The organism is Paenalcaligenes sp. Me52 (assembly GCF_050487965.1).
Classification (GTDB): Bacteria; Pseudomonadota; Gammaproteobacteria; order Burkholderiales; family Burkholderiaceae_B; genus Paenalcaligenes.
In genome coordinates this window covers 331224-356679 of the sequence record NZ_JBKQFO010000001.1, presented here as the reverse complement: position 1 = coordinate 356679, position 25456 = coordinate 331224, and the positions used below count along the sequence as shown (strand labels likewise).

25 protein-coding genes and 1 tRNA gene are annotated in these 25456 nt (G+C 50.4%); 11 read left to right on the top strand and 15 right to left on the bottom strand.

What is annotated here, in order from left to right; translation table 11 throughout:
* Nucleotides 1-82: 82 nt before the first annotated feature.
* Nucleotides 83-988, top strand: a complete 906-nt coding sequence (locus tag ACLO87_RS01655) for a LysR substrate-binding domain-containing protein (protein ID WP_135864197.1) — start codon at nucleotides 83-85, stop codon at nucleotides 986-988.
* Nucleotides 989-990: 2 nt separating this feature from the next.
* On the opposite strand, the gene ACLO87_RS01650 is transcribed toward ACLO87_RS01655, so the two are convergent.
* From ACLO87_RS01650 to ACLO87_RS01635, 4 genes are read right to left on the bottom strand one after another with little or no spacing between them, the layout of a single operon-like run.
* Nucleotides 991-1899 (bottom strand): amidohydrolase family protein, encoded by a 909-nt coding sequence (locus tag ACLO87_RS01650; RefSeq protein ID WP_430222615.1) that lies wholly within the window; start codon nucleotides 1897-1899, stop codon nucleotides 991-993.
* Between the two features lie 6 nt (nucleotides 1900-1905).
* On the bottom strand, nucleotides 1906-3186 hold the full coding sequence (locus ACLO87_RS01645) for a TRAP transporter large permease (protein ID WP_135864201.1): 1281 nt from the start codon (nucleotides 3184-3186) through the stop codon (nucleotides 1906-1908).
* Complete coding sequence (locus ACLO87_RS01640) at nucleotides 3183-3680, bottom strand: TRAP transporter small permease (protein WP_135864202.1); 498 nt, start codon at nucleotides 3678-3680, stop codon at nucleotides 3183-3185. The genes ACLO87_RS01645 and ACLO87_RS01640 overlap by 4 nt, the downstream gene beginning before the upstream one ends.
* Before the next feature lie 43 nt (nucleotides 3681-3723).
* Nucleotides 3724-4722, bottom strand: a complete 999-nt coding sequence (locus tag ACLO87_RS01635) for a TRAP transporter substrate-binding protein (protein WP_430222614.1) — start codon at nucleotides 4720-4722, stop codon at nucleotides 3724-3726.
* A 334-nt stretch (nucleotides 4723-5056) separates the two neighbouring features.
* On the opposite strand from ACLO87_RS01635, the gene ACLO87_RS01630 reads away from it, so the two are divergent.
* Nucleotides 5057-6667 (top strand): amidohydrolase family protein, encoded by a 1611-nt coding sequence (locus tag ACLO87_RS01630; RefSeq protein WP_135866018.1) that lies wholly within the window; start codon nucleotides 5057-5059, stop codon nucleotides 6665-6667.
* A gap of 72 nt (nucleotides 6668-6739) precedes the next feature.
* Here ACLO87_RS01630 and ffh read toward each other — a convergent pair whose 3' ends face one another.
* Complete coding sequence (gene ffh, locus ACLO87_RS01625) at nucleotides 6740-8200, bottom strand: signal recognition particle protein (protein ID WP_430222613.1); 1461 nt, start codon at nucleotides 8198-8200, stop codon at nucleotides 6740-6742.
* Nucleotides 8201-8294: 94 nt separating this feature from the next.
* On the opposite strand from ffh, the gene ACLO87_RS01620 reads away from it, so the two are divergent.
* The 3 genes from ACLO87_RS01620 to ampD are packed head-to-tail and all read left to right on the top strand — an operon-like array spanning nucleotide 8295 to nucleotide 9988.
* Entirely contained in the window at nucleotides 8295-9146 is an 852-nt protein-coding gene (locus tag ACLO87_RS01620; RefSeq protein WP_135866014.1) for a cytochrome C assembly family protein, read from the top strand.
* Nucleotides 9139-9396 carry a PP0621 family protein gene (locus ACLO87_RS01615; RefSeq protein ID WP_135866012.1) on the top strand — a complete coding sequence of 86 codons (258 nt, stop codon included), beginning with the start codon at nucleotides 9139-9141 and terminating at the stop codon, nucleotides 9394-9396. The genes ACLO87_RS01620 and ACLO87_RS01615 overlap by 8 nt, the downstream gene beginning before the upstream one ends.
* Complete coding sequence (ampD, locus tag ACLO87_RS01610; RefSeq protein ID WP_430222612.1) at nucleotides 9380-9988, top strand: 1,6-anhydro-N-acetylmuramyl-L-alanine amidase AmpD; 609 nt, start codon at nucleotides 9380-9382, stop codon at nucleotides 9986-9988. Before ACLO87_RS01615 ends, ampD begins: the two co-directional genes overlap by 17 nt.
* 7 nt (nucleotides 9989-9995) lie before the next feature.
* Here ampD and ACLO87_RS01605 read toward each other — a convergent pair whose 3' ends face one another.
* Nucleotides 9996-10664 carry a helix-turn-helix domain-containing protein gene (locus tag ACLO87_RS01605; RefSeq protein ID WP_430222611.1) on the bottom strand — a complete coding sequence of 223 codons (669 nt, stop codon included), beginning with the start codon at nucleotides 10662-10664 and terminating at the stop codon, nucleotides 9996-9998.
* 143 nt (nucleotides 10665-10807) lie between these two features.
* On the opposite strand from ACLO87_RS01605, the gene ACLO87_RS01600 reads away from it, so the two are divergent.
* Nucleotides 10808-11536 carry an aspartate/glutamate racemase family protein gene (locus ACLO87_RS01600; protein ID WP_430222610.1) on the top strand — a complete coding sequence of 243 codons (729 nt, stop codon included), beginning with the start codon at nucleotides 10808-10810 and terminating at the stop codon, nucleotides 11534-11536.
* Between the two features lie 127 nt (nucleotides 11537-11663).
* Here the strand turns inward: ACLO87_RS01600 and htpG are convergent, their stop codons facing one another.
* Together htpG and ACLO87_RS01590 are read right to left on the bottom strand one after the other, a co-directional pair.
* Nucleotides 11664-13571 carry a molecular chaperone HtpG gene (gene htpG, locus ACLO87_RS01595; protein ID WP_135863285.1) on the bottom strand — a complete coding sequence of 636 codons (1908 nt, stop codon included), beginning with the start codon at nucleotides 13569-13571 and terminating at the stop codon, nucleotides 11664-11666.
* A gap of 106 nt (nucleotides 13572-13677) precedes the next feature.
* Entirely contained in the window at nucleotides 13678-14145 is a 468-nt protein-coding gene (locus ACLO87_RS01590) for an NUDIX hydrolase (RefSeq protein ID WP_430222609.1), read from the bottom strand.
* A gap of 297 nt (nucleotides 14146-14442) precedes the next feature.
* On the opposite strand from ACLO87_RS01590, the gene ACLO87_RS01585 reads away from it, so the two are divergent.
* Nucleotides 14443-14527, top strand: a tRNA-Leu gene (locus ACLO87_RS01585).
* Nucleotides 14528-14664: 137 nt separating this feature from the next.
* Here ACLO87_RS01585 and ACLO87_RS01580 read toward each other — a convergent pair.
* Genes ACLO87_RS01580 through ACLO87_RS01560 form a run of 5 tightly spaced genes read right to left on the bottom strand, consistent with a single transcriptional unit; the run spans nucleotide 14665 to nucleotide 18923 of the window.
* Nucleotides 14665-15399: an amino acid ABC transporter ATP-binding protein gene (locus ACLO87_RS01580; RefSeq protein WP_430222608.1), complete on the bottom strand. Its 735-nt coding sequence runs from the start codon at nucleotides 15397-15399 to the stop codon at nucleotides 14665-14667.
* Between the two features lie 5 nt (nucleotides 15400-15404).
* Complete coding sequence (locus tag ACLO87_RS01575) at nucleotides 15405-16091, bottom strand: amino acid ABC transporter permease (RefSeq protein WP_430222607.1); 687 nt, start codon at nucleotides 16089-16091, stop codon at nucleotides 15405-15407.
* 3 nt (nucleotides 16092-16094) lie between these two features.
* Complete coding sequence (locus ACLO87_RS01570) at nucleotides 16095-16829, bottom strand: amino acid ABC transporter permease (protein WP_430222606.1); 735 nt, start codon at nucleotides 16827-16829, stop codon at nucleotides 16095-16097.
* Between the two features lie 12 nt (nucleotides 16830-16841).
* On the bottom strand, nucleotides 16842-17741 hold the full coding sequence (locus ACLO87_RS01565; RefSeq protein ID WP_430222605.1) for an amino acid ABC transporter substrate-binding protein: 900 nt from the start codon (nucleotides 17739-17741) through the stop codon (nucleotides 16842-16844).
* Nucleotides 17742-17789: 48 nt separating this feature from the next.
* Nucleotides 17790-18923 (bottom strand): trans-sulfuration enzyme family protein, encoded by a 1134-nt coding sequence (locus ACLO87_RS01560; protein WP_430222604.1) that lies wholly within the window; start codon nucleotides 18921-18923, stop codon nucleotides 17790-17792.
* A 100-nt stretch (nucleotides 18924-19023) separates the two neighbouring features.
* Between ACLO87_RS01560 and ACLO87_RS01555 the strand changes: the two genes are divergently transcribed.
* The 3 genes from ACLO87_RS01555 (at nucleotide 19024) to ACLO87_RS01545 (ending at nucleotide 22025) form a co-directional block, all read left to right on the top strand.
* On the top strand, nucleotides 19024-19977 hold the full coding sequence (locus ACLO87_RS01555; RefSeq protein WP_430222603.1) for a LysR substrate-binding domain-containing protein: 954 nt from the start codon (nucleotides 19024-19026) through the stop codon (nucleotides 19975-19977).
* Between the two features lie 92 nt (nucleotides 19978-20069).
* Nucleotides 20070-20975 (top strand): ABC transporter substrate-binding protein, encoded by a 906-nt coding sequence (locus ACLO87_RS01550; RefSeq protein ID WP_430222602.1) that lies wholly within the window; start codon nucleotides 20070-20072, stop codon nucleotides 20973-20975.
* 168 nt (nucleotides 20976-21143) lie between these two features.
* Complete coding sequence (locus ACLO87_RS01545; protein ID WP_135863277.1) at nucleotides 21144-22025, top strand: PaaX family transcriptional regulator; 882 nt, start codon at nucleotides 21144-21146, stop codon at nucleotides 22023-22025.
* A 74-nt stretch (nucleotides 22026-22099) separates the two neighbouring features.
* Here ACLO87_RS01545 and ACLO87_RS01540 read toward each other — a convergent pair whose 3' ends face one another.
* Complete coding sequence (locus ACLO87_RS01540) at nucleotides 22100-23440, bottom strand: carboxylesterase family protein (protein WP_430222601.1); 1341 nt, start codon at nucleotides 23438-23440, stop codon at nucleotides 22100-22102.
* A 4-nt stretch (nucleotides 23441-23444) separates the two neighbouring features.
* A complete protein-coding gene (locus ACLO87_RS01535; RefSeq protein ID WP_430222600.1) occupies nucleotides 23445-24674 on the bottom strand; it encodes an acyl-CoA dehydrogenase family protein in 1230 nt (409 codons plus the stop codon).
* Nucleotides 24675-24926: 252 nt separating this feature from the next.
* Here ACLO87_RS01535 and ACLO87_RS01530 point away from each other — a divergent pair, with 252 nt between their 5' ends.
* Entirely contained in the window at nucleotides 24927-25430 is a 504-nt protein-coding gene (locus ACLO87_RS01530) for a flavin reductase family protein (protein WP_135863272.1), read from the top strand.
* The last annotated feature ends 26 nt before the right edge of the window (nucleotides 25431-25456 follow it).

Sequence of the window (25456 nt, the reverse complement as noted above, 5' to 3'; positions counted from 1 at the left end):
AAGAAAGGGCTAGTCTATAGTTTCAGTGATTACACGCTAGACCACAAACGAAATCTTCACCGTCGGATGGTGAACAAAATTCATGAACGCTAGACATCTCACTCCTTCCATGTCGTTGCTATTGGTGTTTGAATCCGCCGCGCGCCATGAAAGTTACACCCGTGCGGCTGAAGATTTATCCCTTAGCCAAAGTGCCATCAGCAAGCAAGTACAGGCGCTAGAGAGCCATTTAGGGCTACAGCTATTCAGACGCGAAGGCCGTTCGGTACGCTTGACCGATGCTGGCCGCCGCTACTACCTAGAACTTACGCATGCCCTGGGTTCTATACGTAGTGCTACTCTGCAAGCCATGTCACACCAAAGCGGCAGCAGCACCCTACGCCTCGCCACCTTACCCACCTTTGGTTCAAAGTGGCTATTACCGCGTATTCATGAGTTTTATACCGCCAATTCCGGTATTACCATCCATCTGCACTCACGCATTGGCGATCTGAATTTTGAGCAAGGCGACTTAGATGCCGCCATTACTGTAGGCACGGGATACTGGCCTGATTGCACGGCACACCCACTGCAAAATGAGCAGTTGATTGCCATCATCAACCCCGACATTGCCAAGCAAAATGACATCACCCCAGAATGGCTGGGTAAACAAACCCTGCTGACGATTAACAGCAACCCTCAAGCATGGGCTGACTGGTTTTCACATTTCAACTTACCGCATACTCAAATGCGCATGGGGCCTAGCTTTGAGCTGACCTCGCATTTGATTCAAGCAGTGCGTGCAGGCATAGGTGCAGGTTTAGTACCGCAAGCCCTGATTCTGGATGAGCTGCAACGCGGTGAATTGCAAACCGTAGGCCCTACCTTGATTAGCCCACGTAGCTACTACTTGGTCTACCCCAACCGTAATGCATCGCTGCCATCGCTGATTGCGTTTAGGGAGTGGCTATTACAGCAATCGCCGCATCACGCGGCGATCACTGCATAAACTTAGAAACCATATAACTGCGCCGGATTATCCGTCAGGATCTTCTGGCGTAATACGGGGTCTGGCAACAAGCGCAGCACCTCATTCACCAAGTCTTCATCGCGTGGCATAGAGTTAGGCAACTGCACATGCGGCCAGTCAGTGCCAAACACACAGCGATCAGCACGTTGCTGCACCAAGGCTTCGAAAAACGGGTCTACATCGGTAAATGGAGCAGTATCCAATGTAGAAATACGATTAGGGCCAGTTAATTTCACCCACGTATTGCCTGCTTTCATCAGTTCTAATAAACCTTGAAAGCCCGCTTCTTGTGTACCCTTGGCGGTAGACACATGCCCCATGTGATCAATCACACATGGCGTAGGCAACGCCGACAATCTATCCACCAAATGCTCAAAGCGGGACACATCTACCAAGAATTGGATGTGCCATCCCAACCCCTTCAAACGGTTGGCCAGACTGCGTACATCATCAAAGGTGATACCACCGGGGAACACCAAGTTGATACGCACACCGCGTACACCTAATGCATGCATACGCTCTAGCTCGGCATCGGTCACCGAGGCATCTACCACGGCCACACCACGCCATTGCATGTCATCGTTTTGCGGCAAACCAGCCAAGGTATCCAGCATGAGGCTGTTGTCGGTACCGTACACACTAGGCTGTACCAGCACGGCACGCTGGAAACCCAAGGTACGCAACAACGCTCTGTACGATGCCTCACTGGCATCATGCGGCGTATAACTACGGTTCGCCTGATACGGATATTTCTGCTGCGGCCCAAACAAATGAGCATGGCAATCACAGGCCCCGGCAGGTAAAGCCGCCTTATACAAGGGGCTTACCGCCAATGGACCGGGGATTGTTGGGGCAGCAATTGCTGCCTGTTCTACAACCAAACTAACCATCTATGTTCAACCTACCAAACCTGGCAACCACAACGTTACTGCAGGCACATATGCCACCAACGCAACCACGGCTAACAGCACTACCAGGAACGGCCACAAATGGCGCGCTACTTGTTCTACTTTTAAACCACTAATACTGGATGCTACGAATAAGGAGTAACCCAACGGTGGAGTCACCATACCCACAGCGAAGTTGATCACCACCATCGCGCCCAACTGGATAGGATCCAAACCAATCTGCAAACCAACGGAAATCAGCACACCACTCAAGATCACCATGGCAGACACGGTATCCATGATGGCGCCCAACACCAGCAGCATCAGGTTAATCAACAGCAGCAATACAAAGGGGTTAGAGGTCAGGCTCAGCAGTACATCGCTGATTTGTGATGGGATTTGCTCACTCGCAATCACCCACGCGAAACCGTAGGCCACCACAATGATGAACATGATCACGGTAGTAGTACGCAGTGAACCCATCAAAATGGCGGGCAATGCTTTCCACTGCAGGTCTTTGTATACATACAAACCAATAATCAAGCTGTACAGCGCACCTACCATCGAGGCTTCGGTAGGTGTAAACACACCACCGTAAATACCGCCCAGAATCACAACTGGCGCCATGATGGCCCAGAAGCCTTCACGCAATGCTTTCAACACATCACGGCCACTAGGGCGTTTTTCAGGTTGAATCTTGTGCTTGCGCGCATACAGCACGCTGACCACGCAGAAACCACCTGCAGCCAACAAACCAGGTACTACACCAGCCAAGAACAGTTTGGAAATGGATTCCTCGGCCAACACACCCCAGATAATCATCGGGATGGAAGGCGGAATCATTTGACCCAACGGCCCAATAGATGTCGCCAACGCTGCGCCGTAACCGCGCGAGTAACCACGCTGTTCTAGCTCGTTGATCATGATGGAACCTACCGCTGCCGTCGTAGCAGGAGCAGAACCTGAGATCGCACCAAAGAACGTACCAGCGGCCACGGTGGACATAGACAGACCACCAGTGAAGTGACCAAACAACGACGATGCAATACGCACCAAACGTCGTGACAACCCACCAGCCGTCATCAAATCACCGGCCAGAATGAAGCCAGGAATAGCAATCAAACTGGTGACGGCACTACCGGCCAACAAACGCTGCACCAGAATCATCTGGTCAAAATCAGCCATCCACAAACCTACTGCGGTCAGAATGCCCAGCGTAAACGCAATGGGCACCCCCATCAGTAGCATGATGAACAACCCGGAAATCAGTACGATGCCGACTTCACTCATGATGCCTTCTCCTCGGAAGCTTTAGCAGGTACAGGCTGGAACAACAGCACCAGCGAGTGCAGCACAATCAAGACACCGCTCACTGGTATAGCAGCGGTTTGCAACCACAATGGGTAACGCAACGCAGGCGAGACTTGCCCTGCAGTGAAGCCCACGAATTGCCAACCTGCCCATGCCATCAGCGCACCAAACAGCAGCACTAAAATGCAGCTGATTTTTTCCAGGCTTACCTCTAGCGGACGCGGCAAGGCAGACAACAGCAACGTGATACGCACGTGCCCCTGTTCTTGCACCATCACACTAGAAAATAAAAAGATGCTCCAGCTAAATGCCAATACCGCTACTTCATCTGACCACGTCAGAGAAGCATTCAGCACATAGCGGAAGAACACACCATCCAGCAAGGAAAACACCATAATCAACAAGCAAAGAGCGGCCAGAACGGCCGTTCCTCTGCTTATCCACTTGCTGACATTCTCAAGATACTTGTTCATGTCGCTGCTCACGAGAAAAAAGACATCACACTAGACCTGCGACTTACTGTGTCACTTGACCCAGAGCACGATCAAACACCTCAGCACCAATACTGTCGCGGTATTCGTCGTACACAGGCTTCACGGCTTCGCGGAAAGCGGCAGCATCAGTCACTTCGTTTACTTGCATACCTTCAGCGGCGATACGTTCCAACAGGTCCAGTTCGTTCTGCGCTACGGCAGCACGCTGACGCTCAATCGCTTTGCGAGCAGCAGCTTGCACAATGGCTTGCTCTTCTTCGCTCATGCGGTTGAATGCACGTTTGGACATCAACAATGGCAACGCGTTGTAGGTGTGGTTAGTCAAGGACAGGTATTTCACTTCACCTGCGTATTTGTTGGCGTAAATCACAGCCAATGGGATTTCCAAGCCGTCTACGGTACCTTGTTGTACAGCTGTAAATGCATCGCTCCATGGCAAAGCAACAGGGTTAGCACCCAATGCTTTGAAGCTGGTCAAGAACAAGCTACTAGGCTGAACGCGCAGTTTCAAACCTTTGAACTCGGCAGGCTCAGTGATAGGGCGCTGGTTGTTGATCGCGTGGCGGAAACCGGCTTCAGCAAAGCCCAAACCTACGATACCTTTAGCATCCAGACGTTGCAGCAGGTCTTGACCTACTTCGCCATCCAACACCTCGTGCGCTTGTTGCTTGCTAGCGAACAAGAAAGGCAAGTCAGTCAATTGGAAAGCTGGTTCAATCGTGCCTACCTGTGTACCGGTAATCACGCCTGCATCCAAGGTACCCATCTGCATGCCTTGCAGCATTTCAGTGTCGTTACCCAACTGGTTGCTTGGGAAGAACTTCACGCTGAATTGACCAGGTGCCGCTGCTTCCAGCTCTTCTTGAAAGTAATGTGCAGTAATCGCGTATGGATCCACTGCGCTATCCGATGTAGTCCACCCTAAACGGATGTTAGTCACAGCCTGTGCCGTTCCAACCACACCCAGTGTTAAAGCACACGCCAGCGCTACGCGCCATTTACCTTGTTTGCTTCCAATCATTGCATCGCTCCTAAATGTTCATGTCGTGTGCTGGTTTTATTCCTCTTTGCACACCCTACTTGTACTACAAGTTTTTTTATCATAACATTTAAAACATAGAGCTTTGCAACCAAAAGCCTTGCCACAAAACAAAATAAAGTAATAAACCCCTGTAAAAAACCTGTTTACCAAGTAGTAAAAACAAGGGAAAAACAAACAAAAAACAGACAACTTGACCAACAAGAAGCACAAAATCTTCTGAAAAATAGACCTGAATCCGGTACTTTTCAGGGCCAAATAAACAAGTAACGGCAACTTGTTATCAAGTAACAAGCTCCGATGTTATGATAGCCACATGAAAAAAAGCCCCGCTACCTCTAGACGTCAGCTATCGGAAGACATCTCGCGTTATTTAGAAACCGAGATTGCTCAAGGCCGCCTAAAACCCGGCGATCGCATCCCCACAGAATCACAGCTGACTGCTATGTTTGAAGTCAGCCGTAACGTGGTACGCGAAGCCGTGGCACGCCTGAAGTCAGACGGCTTAGTAGAGAGCCATCAAGGGCTAGGCGCATTTGTGTCTGAACGCGGGCTACACAATAGTTTCAAGATTGATCACGAAGAGCTCAAAACGCTCTCAAAGCTGCGCCAGCTCTACGAGATGCGTTTAGATCTAGAGGTTTCCGCTGCTGGCATGGCTGCCAGAAGGCGTACCCGTAGCCAGTTAGAAGCCATTCAAAATGCCTTCTTAGAACTGCGCGAAGCCCTGCACCTCAATCAAGAGCTGATTGAAAAAAGCTTGGCCTTTAAGCGTGCTATTGCTGAAGCCACGGCTAACGAATACTTTAAGAATTTCATTCTGTTCCTGACAGCCCACATCTTTGAAGTGGCCGCACTGGAACGACGTGTTGAGCACTCCAGCACACTGAAACGAACACTGCTACAAGAATACCAAGCCATCTTTGACGCCATCTTATTGGGCGACCCTGACTTGGCACGACGAGCAACTTGGCAACAAGTGATCAACTCGGCTGAGCGCAATGGTTTACAAGGCTTACAAGGCTGGGAAATCACTAGAATGACCTCCTTGGGTGAGACCTATGCGCCACCCTGCCCTGCACCGTTACCCGTTTCTACACCACCATCCATTACCCTGCCTGAAGGCGCGTGCGACTGCCACTTCCACATTATTGGCGACTCGTCTGTACACCCTTTCACGGCACACCGTTCCTACACACCACCACAGGCCACACTGGAAAGCTATAAAGCTTTACAACAAACATTGGGCCTTAGCCGTGGGGTGATTGTGCAACCTAGCGTGTACGGCTACGACAACAGCGTGCTGCTAGAGGCCTTAAAAGAAGGCGGTGATAACTATCGCGGCGTTGTAGTGATTAGTCAGCAAACCAGCGACGAAGAACTCTGGCGCATGCATGCGTTAGGGGTACGTGGTGTGCGTATTAACTTGTTGTACAAGAGTGGCGTAGAGGTATCTGACGTCACTAGCTTGGCGTACCGCATTGCACCACTAGGTTGGCACCTGCAATTGCTGGTGGATATCTCGGAATTTGCCGACCTGTACGACACCTTGGCCTACCTGCCCGTAGAGGTGGTGATTGACCACATGGGTCATATGCCTGCCAGCATAGGCACTGCCCACCATGGTTTCCAAGCGCTGCTGCGCCTACTGCAAGAAAACAAAGTGTGGGTGAAGCTCTCTGGCCCTTACCGCTTCACCAATCAAGATGCCACGCCCTATCAAGACGTAGCGCCGTACGCCACAGCATTGATAGAGGCCAACGCCTCGCGCATGCTGTGGGCCACCGACTGGCCACACGTGTGCATACGCGTACCTATGCCTAACGACACCACGCTATTGGAAGATTTCTTTAGCTGGGCAAACCACGACGAAAAAATCATCCATCAAATCTTGGTGGATAACCCTGCTCGTCTGTACGGTTTCTAAAGTCAGCTTATAAAAAAAGCCCTGCTTGTTGCCACAACGGACATACAAGCAGGGCTTTTTTGCGATGGTAGATTAACGGCGTTTAGAGCCGCCTTTCTTGCCACCGCCGCCACCAAAGCCGCCCATCATATTGCGCATGCCGTTGGCCATGCCGCCCATACCACTCATAGCGCGCATCATTTTGGCCATACCGCCGCCTTTCATTTTCTTCATCATGCCGCTCATCTGATCGTACTGATTCAGCAAACGGTTTACCTCTTGCACAGGCACACCAGAACCCGCTGCAATACGGCGCTTGCGAGAGGCTTTTAGCAACTCGGGCTTAGCGCGCTCTTGCGGTGTCATGGAGTTCAAAATACCTTCGGTACGACGCAATTGTTTTTCAGCTTCACCACCCTGCAACTGCTCAGCCGCTTGCGCAAATTGCGCAGGCAGTTTTTTCAGCAATGAGCCCATGTCGCCCATTTTTTTCACTTGTTGCAGTTGGTCGCGGAAATCGTTCAGATCAAAGCGGTCGCCCGATTTGATCTTCTGCGCCATTTTCTCGGCTTCAGCGATGTCGATGTTGCGCTGAGCTTGCTCAACCAACGAAACGATATCGCCCATCCCCAAAATACGTTGCGCCATGCGCTCGGGGTGGAAAGGCTCTAGACCATCAACTTTTTCGGACACCCCAACAAATTTCAGGGGCTTGCCTGTGATGTGGCGCACGGACAATGCTGCACCGCCTCGGGAGTCACCGTCCAGCTTGGTCAAGACCACACCGGTCAGTGGCAACGCTTCACCAAAGGCCTTGGCGACGTTCACCGCATCCTGACCCTGCATGGCATCCACAACGAACAGCGTTTCCACTGGCTTCACTGCTTGGTGCAGTTGCTGAATTTCCAGCATCATGGCTTCGTCTACACCTAGACGACCAGCCGTATCCAGAATCAGCACATCGTAGTGATGACGCTTAGCGTGATCTACCGCACGTAATGCGATATCTACTGGTTTTTCAGAAGTGTCGCTAGGCAGGAAATCGACGCCCACTTGTGCGGCGACGGTTTTCAACTGCTCAATAGCAGCGGGTCGGTACACGTCGGCACTGACCACCAATACTTTTTTCTTGCCGGTTTTACGGCCATGCTGGGTGTGGCCACCCTCGTACAACCATTTCGCCAGTTTGGCTGTGGTGGTGGTTTTACCCGCACCTTGCAAACCAGCCATCAAAATTACGGCAGGAGGCTGAGTAGCCAAAGAGAGCTCGCTGGCTTCTTCGCCCAGATCGGCACCCATCAGCGAGGTCAACTGCTTATGCACCACCCCCACCAATGCCTGACCAGGGTTCAGGGAGTCGGCAACATCACTGCCCAAAGACTCTTCTTTGACCTTTGCAATGAACTCCCGCACCACGGGCAACGCAACGTCAGCCTCAAGCAATGCCATGCGCACTTCGCGCAGCATATCCTGTGTGTTGGCTTCGGTAAGTCGCGCCTGACCTCGCATTGTTTTTACAACACGGGCCATGCGCTGAGTAAGATTTTCGAACATATGGCTGGTTTCGCTTAAACTAGTGATTCGTCGGGGTTACTACCCGGTTCAGGGCCAAGCGCCCTGTAAAGCTTTAATCGTCTGTCGGATATTTATGTCTGCAAGCATTGTATTTCACTTGCTGGCCGCTCTGGCTTATATTGTATTAGCGATTGTCTTATGGCGTCCTATTACTCGAGGCAGCCAGCAACCCGTACTCAGCGGAACATGCCGCATAGCCCTGCTTGCTGCCATCGTACTACATGGTGCCGGGCTATTGCTTACCATTATATTGCCACAAGGTCTGCACTTAGGGTGGGCGCTGGCACTTTCAGCCGCAATCTGGCTGGGTATGGTGGTGTTCTGGTTTGAAAGCCTTTTCCTGCGCTTAGACAGCCTGCTGCTTATTCTGCTACCTGCCGCCACCATCGTGAGCTTACTCGCCGCGTTGGTACCGGGTGGTGCCATCATTTTGCACGGCGATAGCGAATGGCTACGCATACACTTATTGATCGCCATTGCCGCCTATGGGCTGATGACAGTTGCTGCGCTGCACGCCATTTTAATGACAGCGCTAGATAGACAACTACACCGCCCTGCCTCGCACCCTGAAATGCCTAGTCTGCTGCATCGCGCACTAGACACTATGCCACCACTACTGGTGCAAGAAGAACTGTTGTTCCGCTTGGTACGCATAGGCTTCGTGATGCTGACGCTTACCATTTTGTCGGGTAGTGCTGTCAATATGCATCTAGTTGGTACGCTGTTACCGATGGATCACAAAACTATCTTCACGCTGCTCTCTTGGTTTACCTTTGGGGGTCTGCTCTTGGGACGCCGTATCTGGGGCTGGCGCGGCCGCACCGCTTTGCGTTGGATGCTGGCAGGCTCAGCCTTTTTGATTTTGGCGTACTCTGGTACCCACTTTGTTTTAGACGTTATTTTGCAGCGAGGCGCTATTGGCTAAGGTTTTACTCTGGGTCATCGTTATTCTGGCCGTTATTCTGGTGATGCGCGTAGTCGCTGCACAAAAAATCAAACAAAACCAGCAGACCCGCAATCCCCAACAAGGCCGCACACAATCCAAACGCGGCAAAGCCGAACCAATGGTGCGCTGCGAACACTGCGGCGTACACCTGCCTCGCTCACAAGCCTTGATGAGCGATGGCCACACATGGTGCAGCCTGGAACACGCCAAACATGGCCCCCGCAAGTAACCCTCTCTTGCATCTACAACCAGACGGCTGGCTTGCCCCCGCCGCTGGTGTCACGCTTGCCCCCTCACCCAATTTCGATACACGCCCCGCCAACGGGCCTATAGATTTATTGGTGATTCACAATATCAGCTTGCCGCCCAATGTCTTTGAGGGCAACGCGATTATTGATTTCTTCCAGAACAAACTGGATATCAGCAGCCACCCGTGGTTTGAGAACATACGGGGCGTTACCGTGTCGGCGCATTTTCTGATTCGCCGTAACGGTGATATTGTGCAGTTTGTGTCTACTTTGGATAGAGCGTGGCACGCTGGCGTTTCTAACCATCATGGCCGCCAAGTGTGTAATGATTTCTCCATTGGCATCGAGATGGAAGGCAGCGACTTCTGCCCTTTTGAAGCCGCGCAATACCAGCGCCTAAACGAGCTTTCACAGGCTTTGGCCGAACGCCACGACCTACATGCTATTCGTGGGCACGAGCACATAGCACCGGGCCGGAAAACCGACCCAGGTCCATTTTTTGATTGGAAAGCCTACGCCAGCAACAGCCCGTGGCCGCGCCCACATTTTCCTGATTTAGCCGATTCTGACTAAGCGGTGTTTACACACCAATATTGCTAGGCACGGAGCTGTGGTTATCGCTCACCCACATCACTACAGCATCTTTTTCTGATGTAGAGATCAGTGCGTGGCCCATCTGACCATCGAAGTAAATACAATGCCCTTCGTGCAGCTCTACGGGGCCGTAGAACTCGGACATAAACATCACACTGCCTTCTAATACGGTCAAAAACACTTCGCCCAAGTGACGAATCAGTTTGCCATTGAAGTCGCGTAAGTTACGTGCCCGCACCACCGTACGAAACGGCAGCATTTTCTTATGGGAAAGGTCAGACGCTAACAGTTCGTGTACGTAAGCCTTACCTTCCAGCAGTGGTCCTTGTTCACCCTGCATCAGGCTACGACGCGCTGCCGCACCTTGATTACTGCCACCCGCCCCAACTAGATCAACGAGATCCAATCGCAGACCAGCAGCAATTTTCTGTATGAGATCAAAGGTAGGCGACATGCCGCCGTTTTCAATTTTAGACAGCGTAGACTTGGCTACCCCTGTTTCGGCACTGGCTTGCTCCAGTGTCCAGCCTAATTCGCGACGCAAGTGTCGCAGACGCTCACCAAATGCATTGCGGCTAATAGGTGCTGCTGGCTCAGTTAACAGAGTATGTTTTGACGCCCTAGACAATACGGTGTCGCTTGTAGATTCCACCATCGTAGATTTTTTCAATTTTTAAGAGATAATAAGCACTATAACGTAGCTACTATGGAATGCGCTACTTAGCATTTAGGCATAGAGCAGGCTGCGAATATAAAGTTTCCCATTGGAAACATATAATTTACGGAGACAACCGCTTCATGTATCACGTTCAAAAAGCCAGCCAATCTTGGTATGGCCAAAGCATAGGTATTCTAATTTTAGATGCGGCTTACCCCTGCATTCCTGGCAACGTGGGCAACGCGACCACCTTTAGTTACCCAGTGTGCTATCAAGAGGTTAAGGGGGCATCCATTGATAGGCTGTTAAACCAGCGCGACCCCGAGCTCATCAAGCCCTTTATTGAGGCCGCCCAAGAGCTAGAACGTCGTGGCGTAAAAGCCATTACTGGCGCTTGCGGGTTCATGGCTCTATTTCAAAAAGAAGTGGCTGCAGCGGTCAATATTCCGGTGTTTTTATCCAGCCTGATGCAAATCCCCTTTATCCATGCTCTGACTCGTAAACCGGTAGGCATTATTACTGCCAACGCTTGCCAGCTAGGCCCCATGCATTTTTCAGCACTAGGTATTTCGGACAGCATTCCCGTCGTCGTGGCTGGTATGGAGCATCAACCTGAATTCAGCAGCGCCATCCTTCAAGAAAAAGGCACGCTGTGCTCTAGCACCATTGAAGAAGAAGTCACTAGCGTTGCTCGCCACATGCTGACGCAAAACCCAGACTTAGGGGCAATCTTACTGGAATGCAGCGATTTACCACCCTACGCCCATGCCGTGCAACGTGATACCCAACTACCTGTTTTCGACTTCATTACCATGATTGATTACGTACACCATTCGCTAGTACGTAAGCCGTATCACGGCCATATGTAATCGGGTACACAGGGCTTACACCTCTCGCCTTACCTAGTTGCAATCCACAATACAAAACACCCCAACAGCCTTGAGCCCTTGGGGTGTTTTGTTGCACAGACTACTGCCTGCGCTATGCCATTTGAGCTTAGCCCAACAACAGTTTGTTCACGCGCTTCACAAACGCGGCAGGATCTTCTACCTGCGCGCCTTCAGCCAACAACGCTTGATCCAGCAATACCAACGCCAAATCTTCGAACTGGCTGTCATCGGCAGATTGCAGACGTGCTGCAAAAGCGTGCTCAGGGTTCAGTTCCAAGATAGGTTTAACCGTAGGCACTTCTTGACCGGCCGCTTGCAACATACGGATCAGGTGTGGGCTGAGTTCGTTCTCATCCACCACCACACACGCCGGGGAATCCACCAAACGGGATGTCACACGTACTTCTTTCACTTTGTCGCCCAGCGCTGTTTGCAGACGCTCAACCAAAGGTTTGAAGTTTTCAGCGACTTCTTCCTGATGTTTTTTCTCGGCTTCGTCTTCCAAGCTTGCCAAGTCTAAACCGCCCTTAGCCACCGACACCAACGACTTACCCTCAAACTCATGCAGGTAAGACAGCATCCATTCGTCTACGCGATCAGACATCAGCAGTACTTCGATGCCTTTTTTGCGGAACACTTCCAAGTGCGGGCTGTTTGCCGCTGCAGTGTAAGAATCGGCTGTGACGTAGTAAATCTTGTCTTGGCCTTCTTTCATGCGAGAGATGTAGTCAGCAAACGATACATCTTGCGCAGCACTGTTGTTGTGGGTAGAAGCAAAACGCAGCAAGGCAGCAATTTTCTCTTTGTTGCCTTGGTCTTCGCCCACACCCTCTTTCAACACTTGGCCAAAGTTAGCCCAGAACTCAGCGTATTCTTCCTTACGGTTTTCAGCCAAATCTTCCAGCAATACCAACAATCTACGTGTATTACCTTCGCGGATCGCGCGTACATCGCGGCTTTCTTGAAGAATTTCACGCGATACGTTCAGCGGCAAATCGGCAGAATCCACCACACCGCGCACAAAGCGCAGGTAGTTAGGTAGCAACTGATCGGCGTCATCCATGATGAACACGCGTTTCACGTACAGCTTCACGCCATGCTTGGCATCGCGATCCCACAAGTCAAAAGCGGCATGCTTAGGCACATACAACAATTGCGTGTACTCGCTGCGGCCTTCCACACGGTTATGTGTCCAGGCCAGCGGGTTTTCGTAATCGTGAGCGATGTGTTTGTAGAACTCTTGGTACTGCTCGTCAGATATCTCGTTGCGGGAACGTGTCCACAGCGCATTGGCTTGGTTAACGGTTTCCCAATCGTTCAGTGTAATTTGTTTAGATTCTTTCTCGTCCCACTCTTCTTTGAGCATTTGTACTGGCAAAGAAATGTGGTCGGAATAACGGCGCAACACAGCGCGCAAACGCCAGCCGTCTAGGAACTCTTCAGCGTCATCACGCAGGTACAGGGTAACGGAAGTACCGTGATCGGCTTTCTCGGCCGGGCTTACTGTGAACTCGCCCAAACCTTCGGACTCCCACAGCACACCTTCGGTTTCCGCATCGCCAGCGCGACGGGACAATACCGATACTTTGTTCGCCACAATAAAGGAGGAGTAAAAACCCACCCCGAACTGACCAATCAACTGGGCATCTTTTTGTTTGTCGCCAGTCAGTTGGGTAAAGAACTCTTTGGTGCCGGAACGTGCGATAGTACCCAAGTTGGCAATCGCTTCTTCGCGGTTCATACCAATACCATTATCGCTAATGGTCAGTGTCTTACCTTCTTTGTCGTAGGTGACACGTATACGCAGTTCGCTGTCGCCTTCCAACAGTTCTGGTCGGTCTATGGCTTCAAAGCGCAACTTATCGCAAGCATCTGACGCGTTGGATACCAATTCGCGCAGAAAAATCTCTTTGTTGCTATACAGCGAGTGAATCATCAACTGCAGCAACTGCTTGACCTCGGTCTGAAAACCTAGGGTCTCGGCTGCCTGAACATTATTCTCGGTTTGGCTCATGGTTACGTATTTACTCAGTTGTCATCAACAAGCTATAGCGGCTTGCGCCGCCAGCGCATCAATCTCTTAGTTGGGGACGCCTACGTAAATATCAAGAGCCATACTGTTACACGCATTCCAGATAGCGTTGATACGCTTGTGCAGCAACGGTTTGCACATCAAAACTACGGGCGAGTTCTATATGCGCCAACTGGCTCAAATCAAACCATTTAGCCTCTAAGGCATCATCACCCGCACACGCTTCACCGCCCAGCCATTTGCACGCCACAGCGATCAGAATATAGTGCTGACGCAGCCCACCGTCACTGCCTATATCGTGTGCATCCACGGCAGTCACCACCTGCAAGGCTTCAGCCTGCACAGCCGCTTCCTCCATGATTTCACGTTGTGTCGCCTCTAAGATAGGCTCACCAAAATCAATCTTGCCACCAGGAAAACTCCACCGCCCTATATCGGGTGCATTGCGTCGCCGTATCAATAAAACCTGATTATCTTTACACACCACCCCCAACGTCGCGGGTATAGGTCTACGTACAGGCGTCGCAGGGGTTTCTACGGTAGGGGTCACGCTCATTTATTTTTAGTCCTTACGCTTACAGCCTGACATAGTCGCCAAACCCTAGAACAGTATCACCACTACGCCGTTTCTGCCTGCTATAACCTTAGTGAGGGCCTGCTCAGAGAAATCGCGATTTTTATCACTCTGGACACCTGAACTCCCTCTACAGCAGGCTTCTCACAGGCCAAAATAGGCTCTTTTTGAAGAAAACTGAAATATTTTTCATTTAGCACTTGCTCATCTTCAAATTCGAGGTATAATTCTTTTCTTTCCTAGCACATGTTTCAAACGAAACATCCACGCCTAGAAGTTGCCCGGGTGGTGGAATTGGTAGACGCGTCGGACTCAAAATCCGATACCGAAAGGTGTGCCGGTTCGATTCCGGCCCCGGGCACCAAGAATACTAAAAAAGACCGCTTTTAAAGCGGTCTTTTTTTTCGTCTGTGCAGCGTGATTCTGATCGCGCACCGTCAACAGACATCCTTAAGGATTGCCATAGCAAACAGGCCATGAGAAATCTCATAGCCTGTTTGTTTAGTGTGCCAATATCTTAGACAAAAAGTCCTGCGCTCTACCCGATAGCGTTTCAGTTTGCGTGAAAAAGTGCTCAGAACTGCAATCTTCCACAATTCCGCCTTGATCCATAAAGATCACCCTATCACCCACGCGTCTTGCAAAACCCATCTCATGTGTTACGCATAGCATTGTCATGCCCTGCTTCGCCAGATCAGTCATGACATCCAACACTTCACCCACCATTTCCGGATCCAAGGCTGACGTTGGCTCATCAAACAACATCACGATAGGGTCCATCGCTAAGGCTCTCGCAATAGCCACGCGCTGCTGTTGTCCACCAGATAATTGCGCAGGAAACTTGTGAGCGTGTGCCGCTAAACCCACCTGCTCTAACAATGCCAAAGAACGCTTACTCGCCTCATCAGGGCTACGTTTCAAAGCCTTTACCTGAGCCAGATTAATATTTTCTAGCACAGACAAATGCGGGAACAGCTCAAAGCTTTGAAACACCATGCCCACTTTGGCACGTAACGCAGTCAAATTCACCTTAGGATCTAACAGCGACTCACCATTCACCTGAATGTCGCCCTCATTAATAGACTCAAGCGCATTAATGGTTTTAATCAACGTAGACTTACCCGAACCCGAAGGCCCGCAGATCACCACCACTTCGCCTTTATTGATCTGTGCGGAGCAGTCATTCAAAACCTTAAACGAGCCATACCACTTGGAGACATGTTGAATATTGATCATTTCTCTTACTTCTGTATGTGATGTCTTCTTTCGATCAGCTTAACTAAACCAACCCCTAACGAGCACAAGAACAAATAGCTGATCGCAACGAATATATACATTTCGACCACGGTGCCATCTCGCTCTGCCACTTTGGTAGCTGCTCCCAAGAAGTCATTCAAACTGATCACATAAACCAAGGATGTATCCTTAAGCAGGGCAATGGTTTGGTTAATAAGCGCGGGAGTCATATTTCTAAACGCCTGCGGTAACACCACATAGCGCAAAGCCTGAGCTTGGGTTAGACCTATAGCTTTAGCCGCATTCAATTGCCCTTTGGCCACACTAGCTATACCGGCACGCAAAATCTCACAATAGTATGCTGCCTCTGCCAACACTAACGCCGCAATAGCCGCATATACAGGCCCTATCCCCGCGTAAGGATTTCCTGTGACCAAGCGCACCACCCACGGCATCAAAAAGAAAAACCAGAAGATGGTCAGAATTAACGGGATAGCCCTAAACACATTGACATAAACGGCTGCTGCCATGGCAACAGGTCGCGAACCAAACAACCGCATCAACGCCAATACCGTACCCAGCGCAATGCCTAGCGTCATTCCCACCAGCACCAACAAACCCGTAACACCTAAACCTTCTAAGATATAAGGCCAAGCGCGGTAAATAGTGCTCCAATCAAATTGATAGGCCATAGTTTATGCTCCTATTAGCCCGGGAATTTGCGTGCGTTTCTCTATCACACGCATCAAAGCAATAACACTGAGCGTAATTAAAGAATAAATCAGCGTAGCGGCAATAAAGGCCTCAAAAGGCTGCGCACTAAAATCGCTAATTTGGCGCGTACTAGCAGTAAGCTCCATCAGCCCTATCGTCATTGCTATAGAGGAGTTTTTAAAGACATTAAGGAAGTCTGATGTAAGGGGCGGCAAAATCATGCGAAAAGCTTGTGGCAAGATGATGTAGCGATAGCGTTGACTTAGATTTAAGCCTAAAGCCACCCCAGCTTGAGTTTGCCCTTTGGGCAAGGCCTCTATGCCTGCACGTATAACCTCAGCAGCTTTAGCTGCTGAGTAAATGGTTAGCGCCAGCACTATGGTCAGAAACTGACTCCAACCTGGGTCCATAGTTTTGATTACTTTTCCCCATTCTGGAGGCAGTATTTCTGGCACTACAAAAAACCAGATAAATACCTGAACCAGCAAGGGCGTATTACGAAACACATGAACGAATAGCATTGCCGGAATAGACAACATTCGGTAGGGCAAGCTACGCGCTATACCCACCAAGGTGCCCAGCCCCAATGCCAAAACCCATGAAATCAGAGACACCGATACTGTCATCCATAACCCAGACAGTATCAGCTCCCAGTAATAGCCCTCCCCCGTCAGGGAGGGTTTGAAATAAATCAGAAAGTCCCAGGAATAATGCATATGGCGCAGCTATCAAAGAATATTGTCGTTGGGATTAGCAATCAGCTCTTTGATGGGCTCGGACATAGGCGCATTGATGTTAAAGCCACCACGAACATTGATAGGCTGCAGGAAGTACTTCTCGTACAAAGCGGTCATTTCACCCGAAGTCATCATCTCGGTAATCACACCATCTACCAAGGCTTTAAATTCGTCATCACCTTTACGCATCATGCAACCATAGGCTTCTGGCTGCAGCACATCCCCTACTGCTGCCCATTTCTCTGGCTCTTGAGAGCGCGCAATCAGACCGTACAACACCATATCGTCCATGACAGCCGCCTCAGCTCTACCTGTATGTACCATCATGTAGGTATTGTCGATGTCCTTACTCAAGACAATGCGCGCATTCAGTTTTTCGCTTTCATTCAGATTGCGCAGCATACGCTCAGCCGTTGTACCTGCCGAAACCACCACACTTTTCCCATTCAAATCCGACCAGTTTTTAATGCTGGAGTCCGCAGGAACAAAGATCTTGTTGCCAACAACGAAAAAAGTAGTAGAAAAGTTAACCTGCGCTTCGCGTTCTTGGTTATGAGTCGTAGAACTACACTCTAGGTCTACGGTGTTATTCGCCACCAAAGGAATGCGAGTTTGTGGTGTCACTTCCATTGGCACCAACTTCAACTCTGCTACACCGGTTTGCTCTTTTACCTTATCGGCAACGCGCTGAATAATCTCCCACGCATAACCTGCCTGCTGATTATTGTCGTCTAAGTAGTTAAAGGGCAGCGATGCGGCTCGGGTCCCTACGGTAAAGGAGCCTGTTTGCTTGACCTTATCTAGAGTAGATGGTCCTGTATTAGCCCCTACCTGCGCAGTAAAAACCAGTAAAACAGCACTCAACAGCAACGAAAGTGAGCTTTTTTTCATGTTGTCTCCTCTCCGCTTAACGGAAATGTTTGTTATCTACGGACGAAATTAACGTAGCTCTTCTAGAGCTTGCTGTAACTCAGTCAAAATAATTTGGGGATCTTCATAGCCTATGGAAAAACGACAAATAGCCCCTTGCTTGTACGGAAAACATCTAGCCTTTTGTATAGATGCCGGATAAAAAGCAGCTAACGTTTGGCCTCCTCCGTAGCTCGCGCCGATTTTGATGGTACTAAAGCGGCCAAACATACGACGATACTTATCCAGATCCTGACAATGTGCTCGCAGAGCAAACAAGCCACTGCTACCACTGAATTGTTTTTTCCATAACTCATGCCCAGCAAAACTACTTAACGCTGGATGCAATACCTCATCCAACAACGGATGATGCTCCAAAGCTTTAGCAATCATCAGGGCATTGTCTTGATGTGTTTGCATACGTAAAGGCAAAGTATCTAAGCCACGTTGCGCAAGAAAACAATCATCAGGACTTACCGCCATGCCGTAGCTGGATTGAGATGCCCTGAAAGCGGTATAAAGATCTTGCCTATTTGTGCTAACCACACCCAACAACAAGTCCGCATGCCCGCTTAAGTATTTGGAGCAAGCCACTACACTCATGTCCACGTCTAACGCTAATGGCTGGAAGAACGAGGGACCTGCCCACGAATTATCTATGCCCGTCAAAACCCCATGACGTTTAGCAACCGCCACAATGGCAGGAACATCTTGGATTTCCATCGTCATCGAGCCGGGTGATTCCATCCAAATCAATCGTGTGTTTGGCCTAATCAATGACTCAATATCGCTACCCATACTAGGTGCGTAATGCTCAACCTCTATCCCTAGCTGAGCTAAGCGGCTTCCTAAATCAATAGCTGGACCATAGGCAGAATCCACCAACAGCAAATGATCACCGGCCTTTAGCAGAGACAAAAATACCAAACTAATAGCAGCCTGCCCCGAAGGCGTAACTACGCTATGCTTTGCACCTTCTAGATGCGCAACCCTACGTTCGAACTCCCTATGCGTAGGCGTGCCGGTTAAGCCATAACTGTAACCATCTGGCGCACGCTCTTTGCGATTCACAAAGTCGTCCAAGGTAGGAAATAAGATGGTTGAAGCCCGCGCCACTACAGGCGACAAGCTTTGGTATCCGTCCCACAAAGTATCAGTTGTCATGTGTTAAAAAAATTGCCGTCAGAAATTGGTAATTTGAGTCTACGTAGCAGGCTATAATTTTTCTACAGAAAAATATGATGATTCGATAAGTGAAACTTATATGATCGAGAGACAAATTCTGATTTTCCGTTCAGTGATGAGCTGCGGCAGTGCCAGCGGTGCTGCCCGCCTACTGAACCTATCCCAACCTGCTATCAGCCAAGCCATACGTAAGCTAGAGGAACGCGCTGACACTCCATTATTCGAACGCATACGAGGCCGCCTACACCCCACCGAAGCGGCTTATGCACTGATGAGCGAAGTAGATCACTACTATTTAGGTATTGATGCCATAGAACACCGACTGAAATCGTTGAAACATTACAGTGGTGGGCGTCTTGTAGTAGCCAGCCTCCCCTTATTGGCAGCTCACGCTATCCCTAGAGTCTTGCAGCACTTACCCATTGCTGAACAGGAGCTATCTGTCTCCCTACAAGTTATGAGCTCCAAAGAAGTAAGGCAACGATTACTCGCTAGACAATGTGACATGGGGTTTATGGCAGATGAGGTTTCGTGCACCGGTTTAGAGCATTCTTTATTCAGCCGTATGTCTGGGATGATTGTCTTGCCCACACAGCACCCACTAACACGCAAAACCGTCATCACTCCTGAAGATCTCGCTAAACACCCTTTTATCAGCCTGAATCCTGAAGACACCTCTCAACGACAACTTAATCTACTGCTTGAACAAGTCAATGTCGTACTGTCGCCTGTTATCGAAACACCCTACGCTTTTACTGTCTGCGAACTCGTCAAAAATGGCCTAGGTATAGGGCTTATCAACCCTATTGGGGCAATCGACTACCTAGACAGAGGCCTAGTATTGCGCCCCTTTAGCGGTAAGGTATGGTTCACCACTTACCTCGCCTTTGCCCAGGGTGCCAGTGCTAAACGTCCCGTGCGCCAGTTTGTGTCCTTAATGCGGAAACACCTGCAAGCTGAGCTCTCAGCTCTGGGAATATCGTTACTTGAAGACCTTCCTCTCGCTAGCGATCCCACTGATCATCCTGTCTAAAAACCCTACAAAAATCCCCATTCCCACGCCACCTCAGCAAAATCAGCTAAGCTTGGCTCGCTTCGCTATTTTTCTCTGTAAGGCTTTTTCACATGACAGCTTCCACATCCACCTCACTTCCCACTGTTCGTATTGCTCTGGAATGGTATTTGAACCCCGACCACTTACCCCTACTGCACGCACAAGCAGCAGCTCGTCGCGATGGCGCACTGAATATTGAGTTAGTGGTGCCGGATGATCACTACGATGGCTTTGCTGCGTTGGCCGAGGGTGAGGTAGAGGCGGTAGTCAACGAGCCGCTGCACTTAATTGAAAAACACGACGAAGAGGTTGCTCTGCAATCGCTGGGGACATTTTTCCACACTGACGGTGGCGTGCTGATTACCCATACTGCACAAGCTACGTTAAAAGCAGGCGGTGCTATTCGCGTTGCCTCGCCAGTATCCAACCCCGTGACTGACGGCTTGTGCCAGAACATTTTGGTGGGCTGGATGCGCAAGCAATCCATCACCGTTAAGCCAGAACAAATCTCGGTATACGAAGCCGGCTTTGATCACATCGACAATCTGCAAAAGGGTGCTGATGCTGCGTGGCTAGCCTTTGCCAACATTGAAGGCGTGCATGCCAAATTGTTGGGTCTACCCCTTGATCTGTGCCGCACCAGTGATGGTGATGTACCTGGGTTTTCTGCATTGGAATTAATTGTGGATCGCAACGCCGATACCACCACCAAAAACAACCTACAAACACTAGTTCAGTATTTGGACAAGGCTGTAGTCGCCCTAAAAGCTGACGCCAACGCCGCACTGGAACTCTGGTACAGCGCCAGCGGTGAAACGCCTTCAGATTTAACACACGCGATGGTGAACGACACGCTTACCCGTTTTGTTGCCCCAGTGAAAGCCGATGCTGCACGTTGGCAGCCTATTTGGGACTACATGCGCACCCACGGTTCTGATGTTGTAGACGCCCCAACGTTTGCTGAAATTTTCCGCTGATTTCCCTCTCGTTATATACCAACGTAAGCCCTGAAACCCTTACGTTGGTTACCCTTTCGCTCAACAATGGCAATTGCTCTGAGGTACACTACCAGCTATAAAAAAATGGCTTAGGCCACTATAGTTAGGCATCTTTGATGCCTGGTTAACCTTCCTCCACTGCACACAATGAGCAATTTTTCCGCCATCAATGAGTTTATCGCCGCACGTGAATACTGGCCCGGCGACCAAGCAGCTCATCACCACTACATCCTTACACTATTTGGTTTGTATGGCCGCCCAGCGGGAAAGCCCATTCCGGTGTCTGCCATTGTGCGTTTATTGGCTGAACTTGGCTCTGAGCCTTCTAGTATTCGCTCCTCGATTTCTAGACTAAAAAAACGCGGCGTACTTACCAGTAAACGCAGTAAAACTGGCAGCAGCTACGCCTTAGCAGAAAGCCTTGAACCGCACATGCAAGCGGGTGACCTTAGGATTTTCTCGCCCGTATCAGCCAGCATTGGCGATCCGTGGCTACTAGTATCCTTTTCCGTGCCAGAAAGCGAACGCAAAAACCGCCATATTATCCGTTCAGGTCTGACCAAAATGGGTTTTGGTTCGGTGTCCGCGGGCTTATATATTGGCCCTGCACGCTTGCAAAAAGAAGCCTCGGAATACATACAGGAATACCAACTGTGGAGTTACGTAGACTTTTTTGTCTGTGAGGTCAGTGGCATCATGGATGCCCAGCAAAAAGTCAGCCAATGGTGGGACTTACGCAGTTTGGCCACGGAATACGCGAATTTCGTAGAGCTGTATGAGCCCGTGCTAAAAAAATGGCAGCGCCACTTTTTACAGGGCCGCACTGAAACCGTACAAAGCGCGTTTGCGGACTACGTTCCTATGGTCACTCAATGGCGTAGGTTGCCATTCTTAGACCCCGGCCTTCCCGCCGAATTACTACCCGAAAACTGGATAGGCATTAAAGCCAGCAAGCTGTTTAACGACTTGCATCGTCTGCTCAAACCCCTGTCTGAGCAATACGTCTTGATGACGTTTGAGAACCCATAAAAAAACGCAGTGGTGGAGCACGCTTTTACGACGCTCCATCACTGCGAACCCACCCACATCAATCATTGCTGTCGTTACACACAACCGTGTTTAACGAAGTCCACCACCTCGCCAATCAACGCCGTTGATAGCGCCTCGAATCGCCCTTTATCAAAGCCCGCCATCATAGGTGCGTGTTGCCACGCCTCTAGATTTCCGAACTGAAACGGCAAATCAAAACAGTGGCCACTGTGCACATCAGGCTGATGACTTTCTATGCTGAAATGCGTCATTTTCACTGGACGGTTTTTTGCATGTAAAGCGGCGGCATACTGTTCTGGAAATCGCTGGAACTGCTGCCATGACGACGCCGCTACCAATTGCCGGTACGGCGATAGACCAGAATCCACTCCAGCAAATACACCGTTTTTTACCAGCACAGCAGGCAAATCACTCACCGACCATTGCGACAACACCGCATCCACCTGCTCTTGGGTAGCATCACGTTGCGCTGGCACATTAAAGAAGAACGTCGCCGACTCATCGGCCACATGACGCACATACACCGCTTCAGCATGACACGCCTCTGCCGCCCACGTAGCATCCAATAAATGCTCTGGAAAAGCCGCACTGGCTACCGGTAAAAATGCGGCTGGCGCATGCGCCAACTGCACCTGTTTTTGTGCCACCACAGCGATGCTAGTTTTCAATAACGCATCCAGTGGAGCGGTGTGCACATTGCCGTTTAGAGCTGCATCTACCTTGTGCGTCACCTCTGCCTGATACGCAGGTGTCCATGCCGTGCGCGTCCCCATGCTCAATAAGGCCACACGCTTTAACCACCCTTGGGTATGCGGCAATACCGACAATAAATGCGCATACCACCCACCGGATGACTGTCCCATCACCGTCAGATTACTCGCATCGCCACCACAGTGTGCAATGTGCTCGCGCACCCATTGCAGCGCCAGCACTAAATCGGCGGCCGGCAACGGTAGCTCATGTGCATCGGCAGCGCCTAAATGCCCCAACGCACCTAGCCGGTAATTCACATTGACCACCACCACGCCTTGCGCTGCCAGTTTACTGCCGTCATACCAGCGGGTCGTGCCGCCACCCGTCATCCAGGCACCACCATGAATGAAGAACAACACAGGCAGATCTTTAGCCTGCTCAGGTGCCCAGATATTCAGGAAGAAGGCATCTTCCGATTGCGGATTCCCCTCTTCTGCCCCCATCACCGCCGCTAACCTACTGGGCAACTGCGGGAAAATGGGGACGTCGCACTGCTGCTGTACTACTAAGCGACCCGTTGCAGACTGCGACGGCATGAGCCTGCCCGGTGCTTGAGCATAGCGCAGGCCGTACCACCCCAATACGGTAGTGCCATCCACCGATAAGGTGGTGGTTGGCACATGTAAGTCCATCACACTCATAGCATTACAGCTTGTTGGAAATGTATGGCGTACCTGTCAACGCATTACCGTGCAGCTCGTACCCCATAGGCGCGGTAATAGATGCATGGCGTGTACCCGTATTAATGTCGCGCCACATACGGCCCAACACACTGTTTTCTGCAAACGATGCCGTGCCGTGCAACCAACACAACTCATTCACTGCATCCACCAACTCATGGCCTGCATGACCAATACCACCACGTTGACGTGCACGCTCTTCCAGTGGCATAGGCACAAAACCTGATGCCGCTGCATCCACCGCTGCAGCAGTACGTTCTAACAGCATACGAGCACCGTCAATTTGCGCGCTGGCTGCACCCAAATTCTGCACAAATGCCCCAGAATCAGTTTGTTTGGAGTAGTGCGTGTACGTGATGCCGCGCTTGTTTGCGACGCCACGTGTGAAATCCAACGCTGCATACGCGGCACCCAATGACGGCGCTTGAATAGTGGTGGACATGGTTAAGTGCGGGGTCAATCTGCGCCCAAAAGTCGCGTGAGGATCTTTTTCTGGTACATCACCCATCAAGGCCTCAAACGTAATCACACGATCTTTGGGTACCCAGAGGTTTTCCGCAATCATGGTGTTAGAACCTGATCCACGCATACCGATGGTGAACCACGTGTCATGAATCTCAAATTCATCGCGACGCATCAGCACAAAGCCCACCTTAGGCGGCTGATGATCCATGCCATTTTCATCTTTGATAAACAAGATGCCCAACGCCCACTCAGAGTGATTACTGTTGGAAGCAAAAGGCCATTTTCCTTGAATTTTCCATCCATCGCCTTCTGGCGTTGCAGTACCTTGCGGCTGCGCAAAAATTGAAGCTGAACGTATGGGGCCGTTCGCAAACACCTCGTCTAATACCGCGTCTCCAAAACGGTTCGTCAACATCACGGAACCGTTAGAAATCACCACACACCATGCTGCCGCGGGGTCGTAATACCCCACGGTACGCGCCACCTCCAACAGCATCGAGGCCCCACCCTCAAAACCACCGTAACGCTTCAATGCCGAAATACGCCATGCGCCAGTTTCCTCTAGCGCAGCAACCGTCTCAGTAGGCAACAAGCGATTGCGGTCAGCGATGATGGCCTGTTCACGTAGAAAAGGGCCGATCTGATGAATACGCTCTACCACTTCCGCTGTTTGCTCATAGCTAGGAGGCAGAGAAACCACCTCACGATTGTTATCCACGATCACAGACATGACTATCCTTTATTTCTTATGTGTTGATTCAAATTAACCACGATCGTCATGGTATAGCAACAAATATTCACGCACAACATTACGCCGGATAGTGGTTTTCCCCTAATAAACTCTAAAACAAACCTGTAAACCCAAGCACTGAAGCACTATCGTTTTCCCTATGAATATTGCAAATAACCAATGATCGTTTAATATTTGCACCATACAAAACTTTAGAGTTCAATCTTAGCTCTTCCTTAAAGGAGGACCTGTATGTCCAGCACCATGAGCTTCAATCAAAAAGAATTGCGCGAGGCGTTCAGCCATTTCCCCTCTGGTGTCGCCGCCATTGCCGCACTACATGAAGGCCAACGTCATGTGATCGTGGCCTCTAGCTTTTCCGTGGGCGTATCACTAGACCCGCCATTAGCCGCTTTTTTTGTACAACGTGGCTCGTCTACATGGCCCCTGTTGGCACAAGCACAGCGCATAGGCGTGTCAGTACTCAATGCCGAGCACTCTCTGATATGCCGACAACTGGCCAGCGCCGACAAAGCCGCCCGCTTTGAGGGCATAGGCGAACACACTACTGAGCACGGCGCGATACGCATCCCCGATGCACCGGTTTGGTTTGACTGCACCGTCCACGACGTGCACCCCGCAGGTGATCACTTAGCCGTTCAACTACGTATTCATGACCTGCACATACAACAGCAGTCCGCTCCCTTGGTGTTTCACCAATCACGCTTTACTAGCCTGAGCCCTTGTCACGCGTAAAGCGAGCACTGCCCATACGGTAGTCA

What these genes read in the sequence shown, in the direction of transcription:
- ACLO87_RS01650 (WP_430222615.1), bottom strand. Translation starts at nt 1,899, where the DNA reads ATGGTTAGTTTGGTTGTAGAACAGGCAGCAATTGCTGCCCCAACAATC.
- ACLO87_RS01605 (WP_430222611.1), bottom strand. Translation starts at nt 10,664, where the DNA reads ATGGTGGAATCTACAAGCGACACCGTATTGTCTAGGGCGTCAAAACAT.
- ACLO87_RS01565 (WP_430222605.1), bottom strand. Translation starts at nt 17,741, where the DNA reads ATGAAAAAAAGCTCACTTTCGTTGCTGTTGAGTGCTGTTTTACTGGTT.
- htpG (WP_135863285.1), bottom strand. Translation starts at nt 13,571, where the DNA reads ATGAGCCAAACCGAGAATAATGTTCAGGCAGCCGAGACCCTAGGTTTT.
- ACLO87_RS01555 (WP_430222603.1), top strand. Translation starts at nt 19,024, where the DNA reads ATGATCGAGAGACAAATTCTGATTTTCCGTTCAGTGATGAGCTGCGGC.
- ffh (WP_430222613.1), bottom strand. Translation starts at nt 8,200, where the DNA reads ATGTTCGAAAATCTTACTCAGCGCATGGCCCGTGTTGTAAAAACAATG.
- ACLO87_RS01580 (WP_430222608.1), bottom strand. Translation starts at nt 15,399, where the DNA reads ATGATCAATATTCAACATGTCTCCAAGTGGTATGGCTCGTTTAAGGTT.
- ACLO87_RS01600 (WP_430222610.1), top strand. Translation starts at nt 10,808, where the DNA reads ATGTATCACGTTCAAAAAGCCAGCCAATCTTGGTATGGCCAAAGCATA.
- ACLO87_RS01530 (WP_135863272.1), top strand. Translation starts at nt 24,927, where the DNA reads ATGTCCAGCACCATGAGCTTCAATCAAAAAGAATTGCGCGAGGCGTTC.
- ACLO87_RS01545 (WP_135863277.1), top strand. Translation starts at nt 21,144, where the DNA reads ATGAGCAATTTTTCCGCCATCAATGAGTTTATCGCCGCACGTGAATAC.
- ACLO87_RS01570 (WP_430222606.1), bottom strand. Translation starts at nt 16,829, where the DNA reads ATGCATTATTCCTGGGACTTTCTGATTTATTTCAAACCCTCCCTGACG.
- ACLO87_RS01620 (WP_135866014.1), top strand. Translation starts at nt 8,295, where the DNA reads ATGTCTGCAAGCATTGTATTTCACTTGCTGGCCGCTCTGGCTTATATT.
- ACLO87_RS01575 (WP_430222607.1), bottom strand. Translation starts at nt 16,091, where the DNA reads ATGGCCTATCAATTTGATTGGAGCACTATTTACCGCGCTTGGCCTTAT.
- ACLO87_RS01640 (WP_135864202.1), bottom strand. Translation starts at nt 3,680, where the DNA reads ATGAACAAGTATCTTGAGAATGTCAGCAAGTGGATAAGCAGAGGAACG.
- ampD (WP_430222612.1), top strand. Translation starts at nt 9,380, where the DNA reads ATGGCCCCCGCAAGTAACCCTCTCTTGCATCTACAACCAGACGGCTGG.
- ACLO87_RS01645 (WP_135864201.1), bottom strand. Translation starts at nt 3,186, where the DNA reads ATGAGTGAAGTCGGCATCGTACTGATTTCCGGGTTGTTCATCATGCTA.
- ACLO87_RS01630 (WP_135866018.1), top strand. Translation starts at nt 5,057, where the DNA reads ATGAAAAAAAGCCCCGCTACCTCTAGACGTCAGCTATCGGAAGACATC.
- ACLO87_RS01540 (WP_430222601.1), bottom strand. Translation starts at nt 23,440, where the DNA reads ATGAGTGTGATGGACTTACATGTGCCAACCACCACCTTATCGGTGGAT.
- ACLO87_RS01655 (WP_135864197.1), top strand. Translation starts at nt 83, where the DNA reads ATGAACGCTAGACATCTCACTCCTTCCATGTCGTTGCTATTGGTGTTT.
- ACLO87_RS01635 (WP_430222614.1), bottom strand. Translation starts at nt 4,722, where the DNA reads ATGATTGGAAGCAAACAAGGTAAATGGCGCGTAGCGCTGGCGTGTGCT.
- ACLO87_RS01560 (WP_430222604.1), bottom strand. Translation starts at nt 18,923, where the DNA reads ATGACAACTGATACTTTGTGGGACGGATACCAAAGCTTGTCGCCTGTA.
- ACLO87_RS01550 (WP_430222602.1), top strand. Translation starts at nt 20,070, where the DNA reads ATGACAGCTTCCACATCCACCTCACTTCCCACTGTTCGTATTGCTCTG.
- ACLO87_RS01590 (WP_430222609.1), bottom strand. Translation starts at nt 14,145, where the DNA reads ATGAGCGTGACCCCTACCGTAGAAACCCCTGCGACGCCTGTACGTAGA.
- ACLO87_RS01535 (WP_430222600.1), bottom strand. Translation starts at nt 24,674, where the DNA reads ATGTCTGTGATCGTGGATAACAATCGTGAGGTGGTTTCTCTGCCTCCT.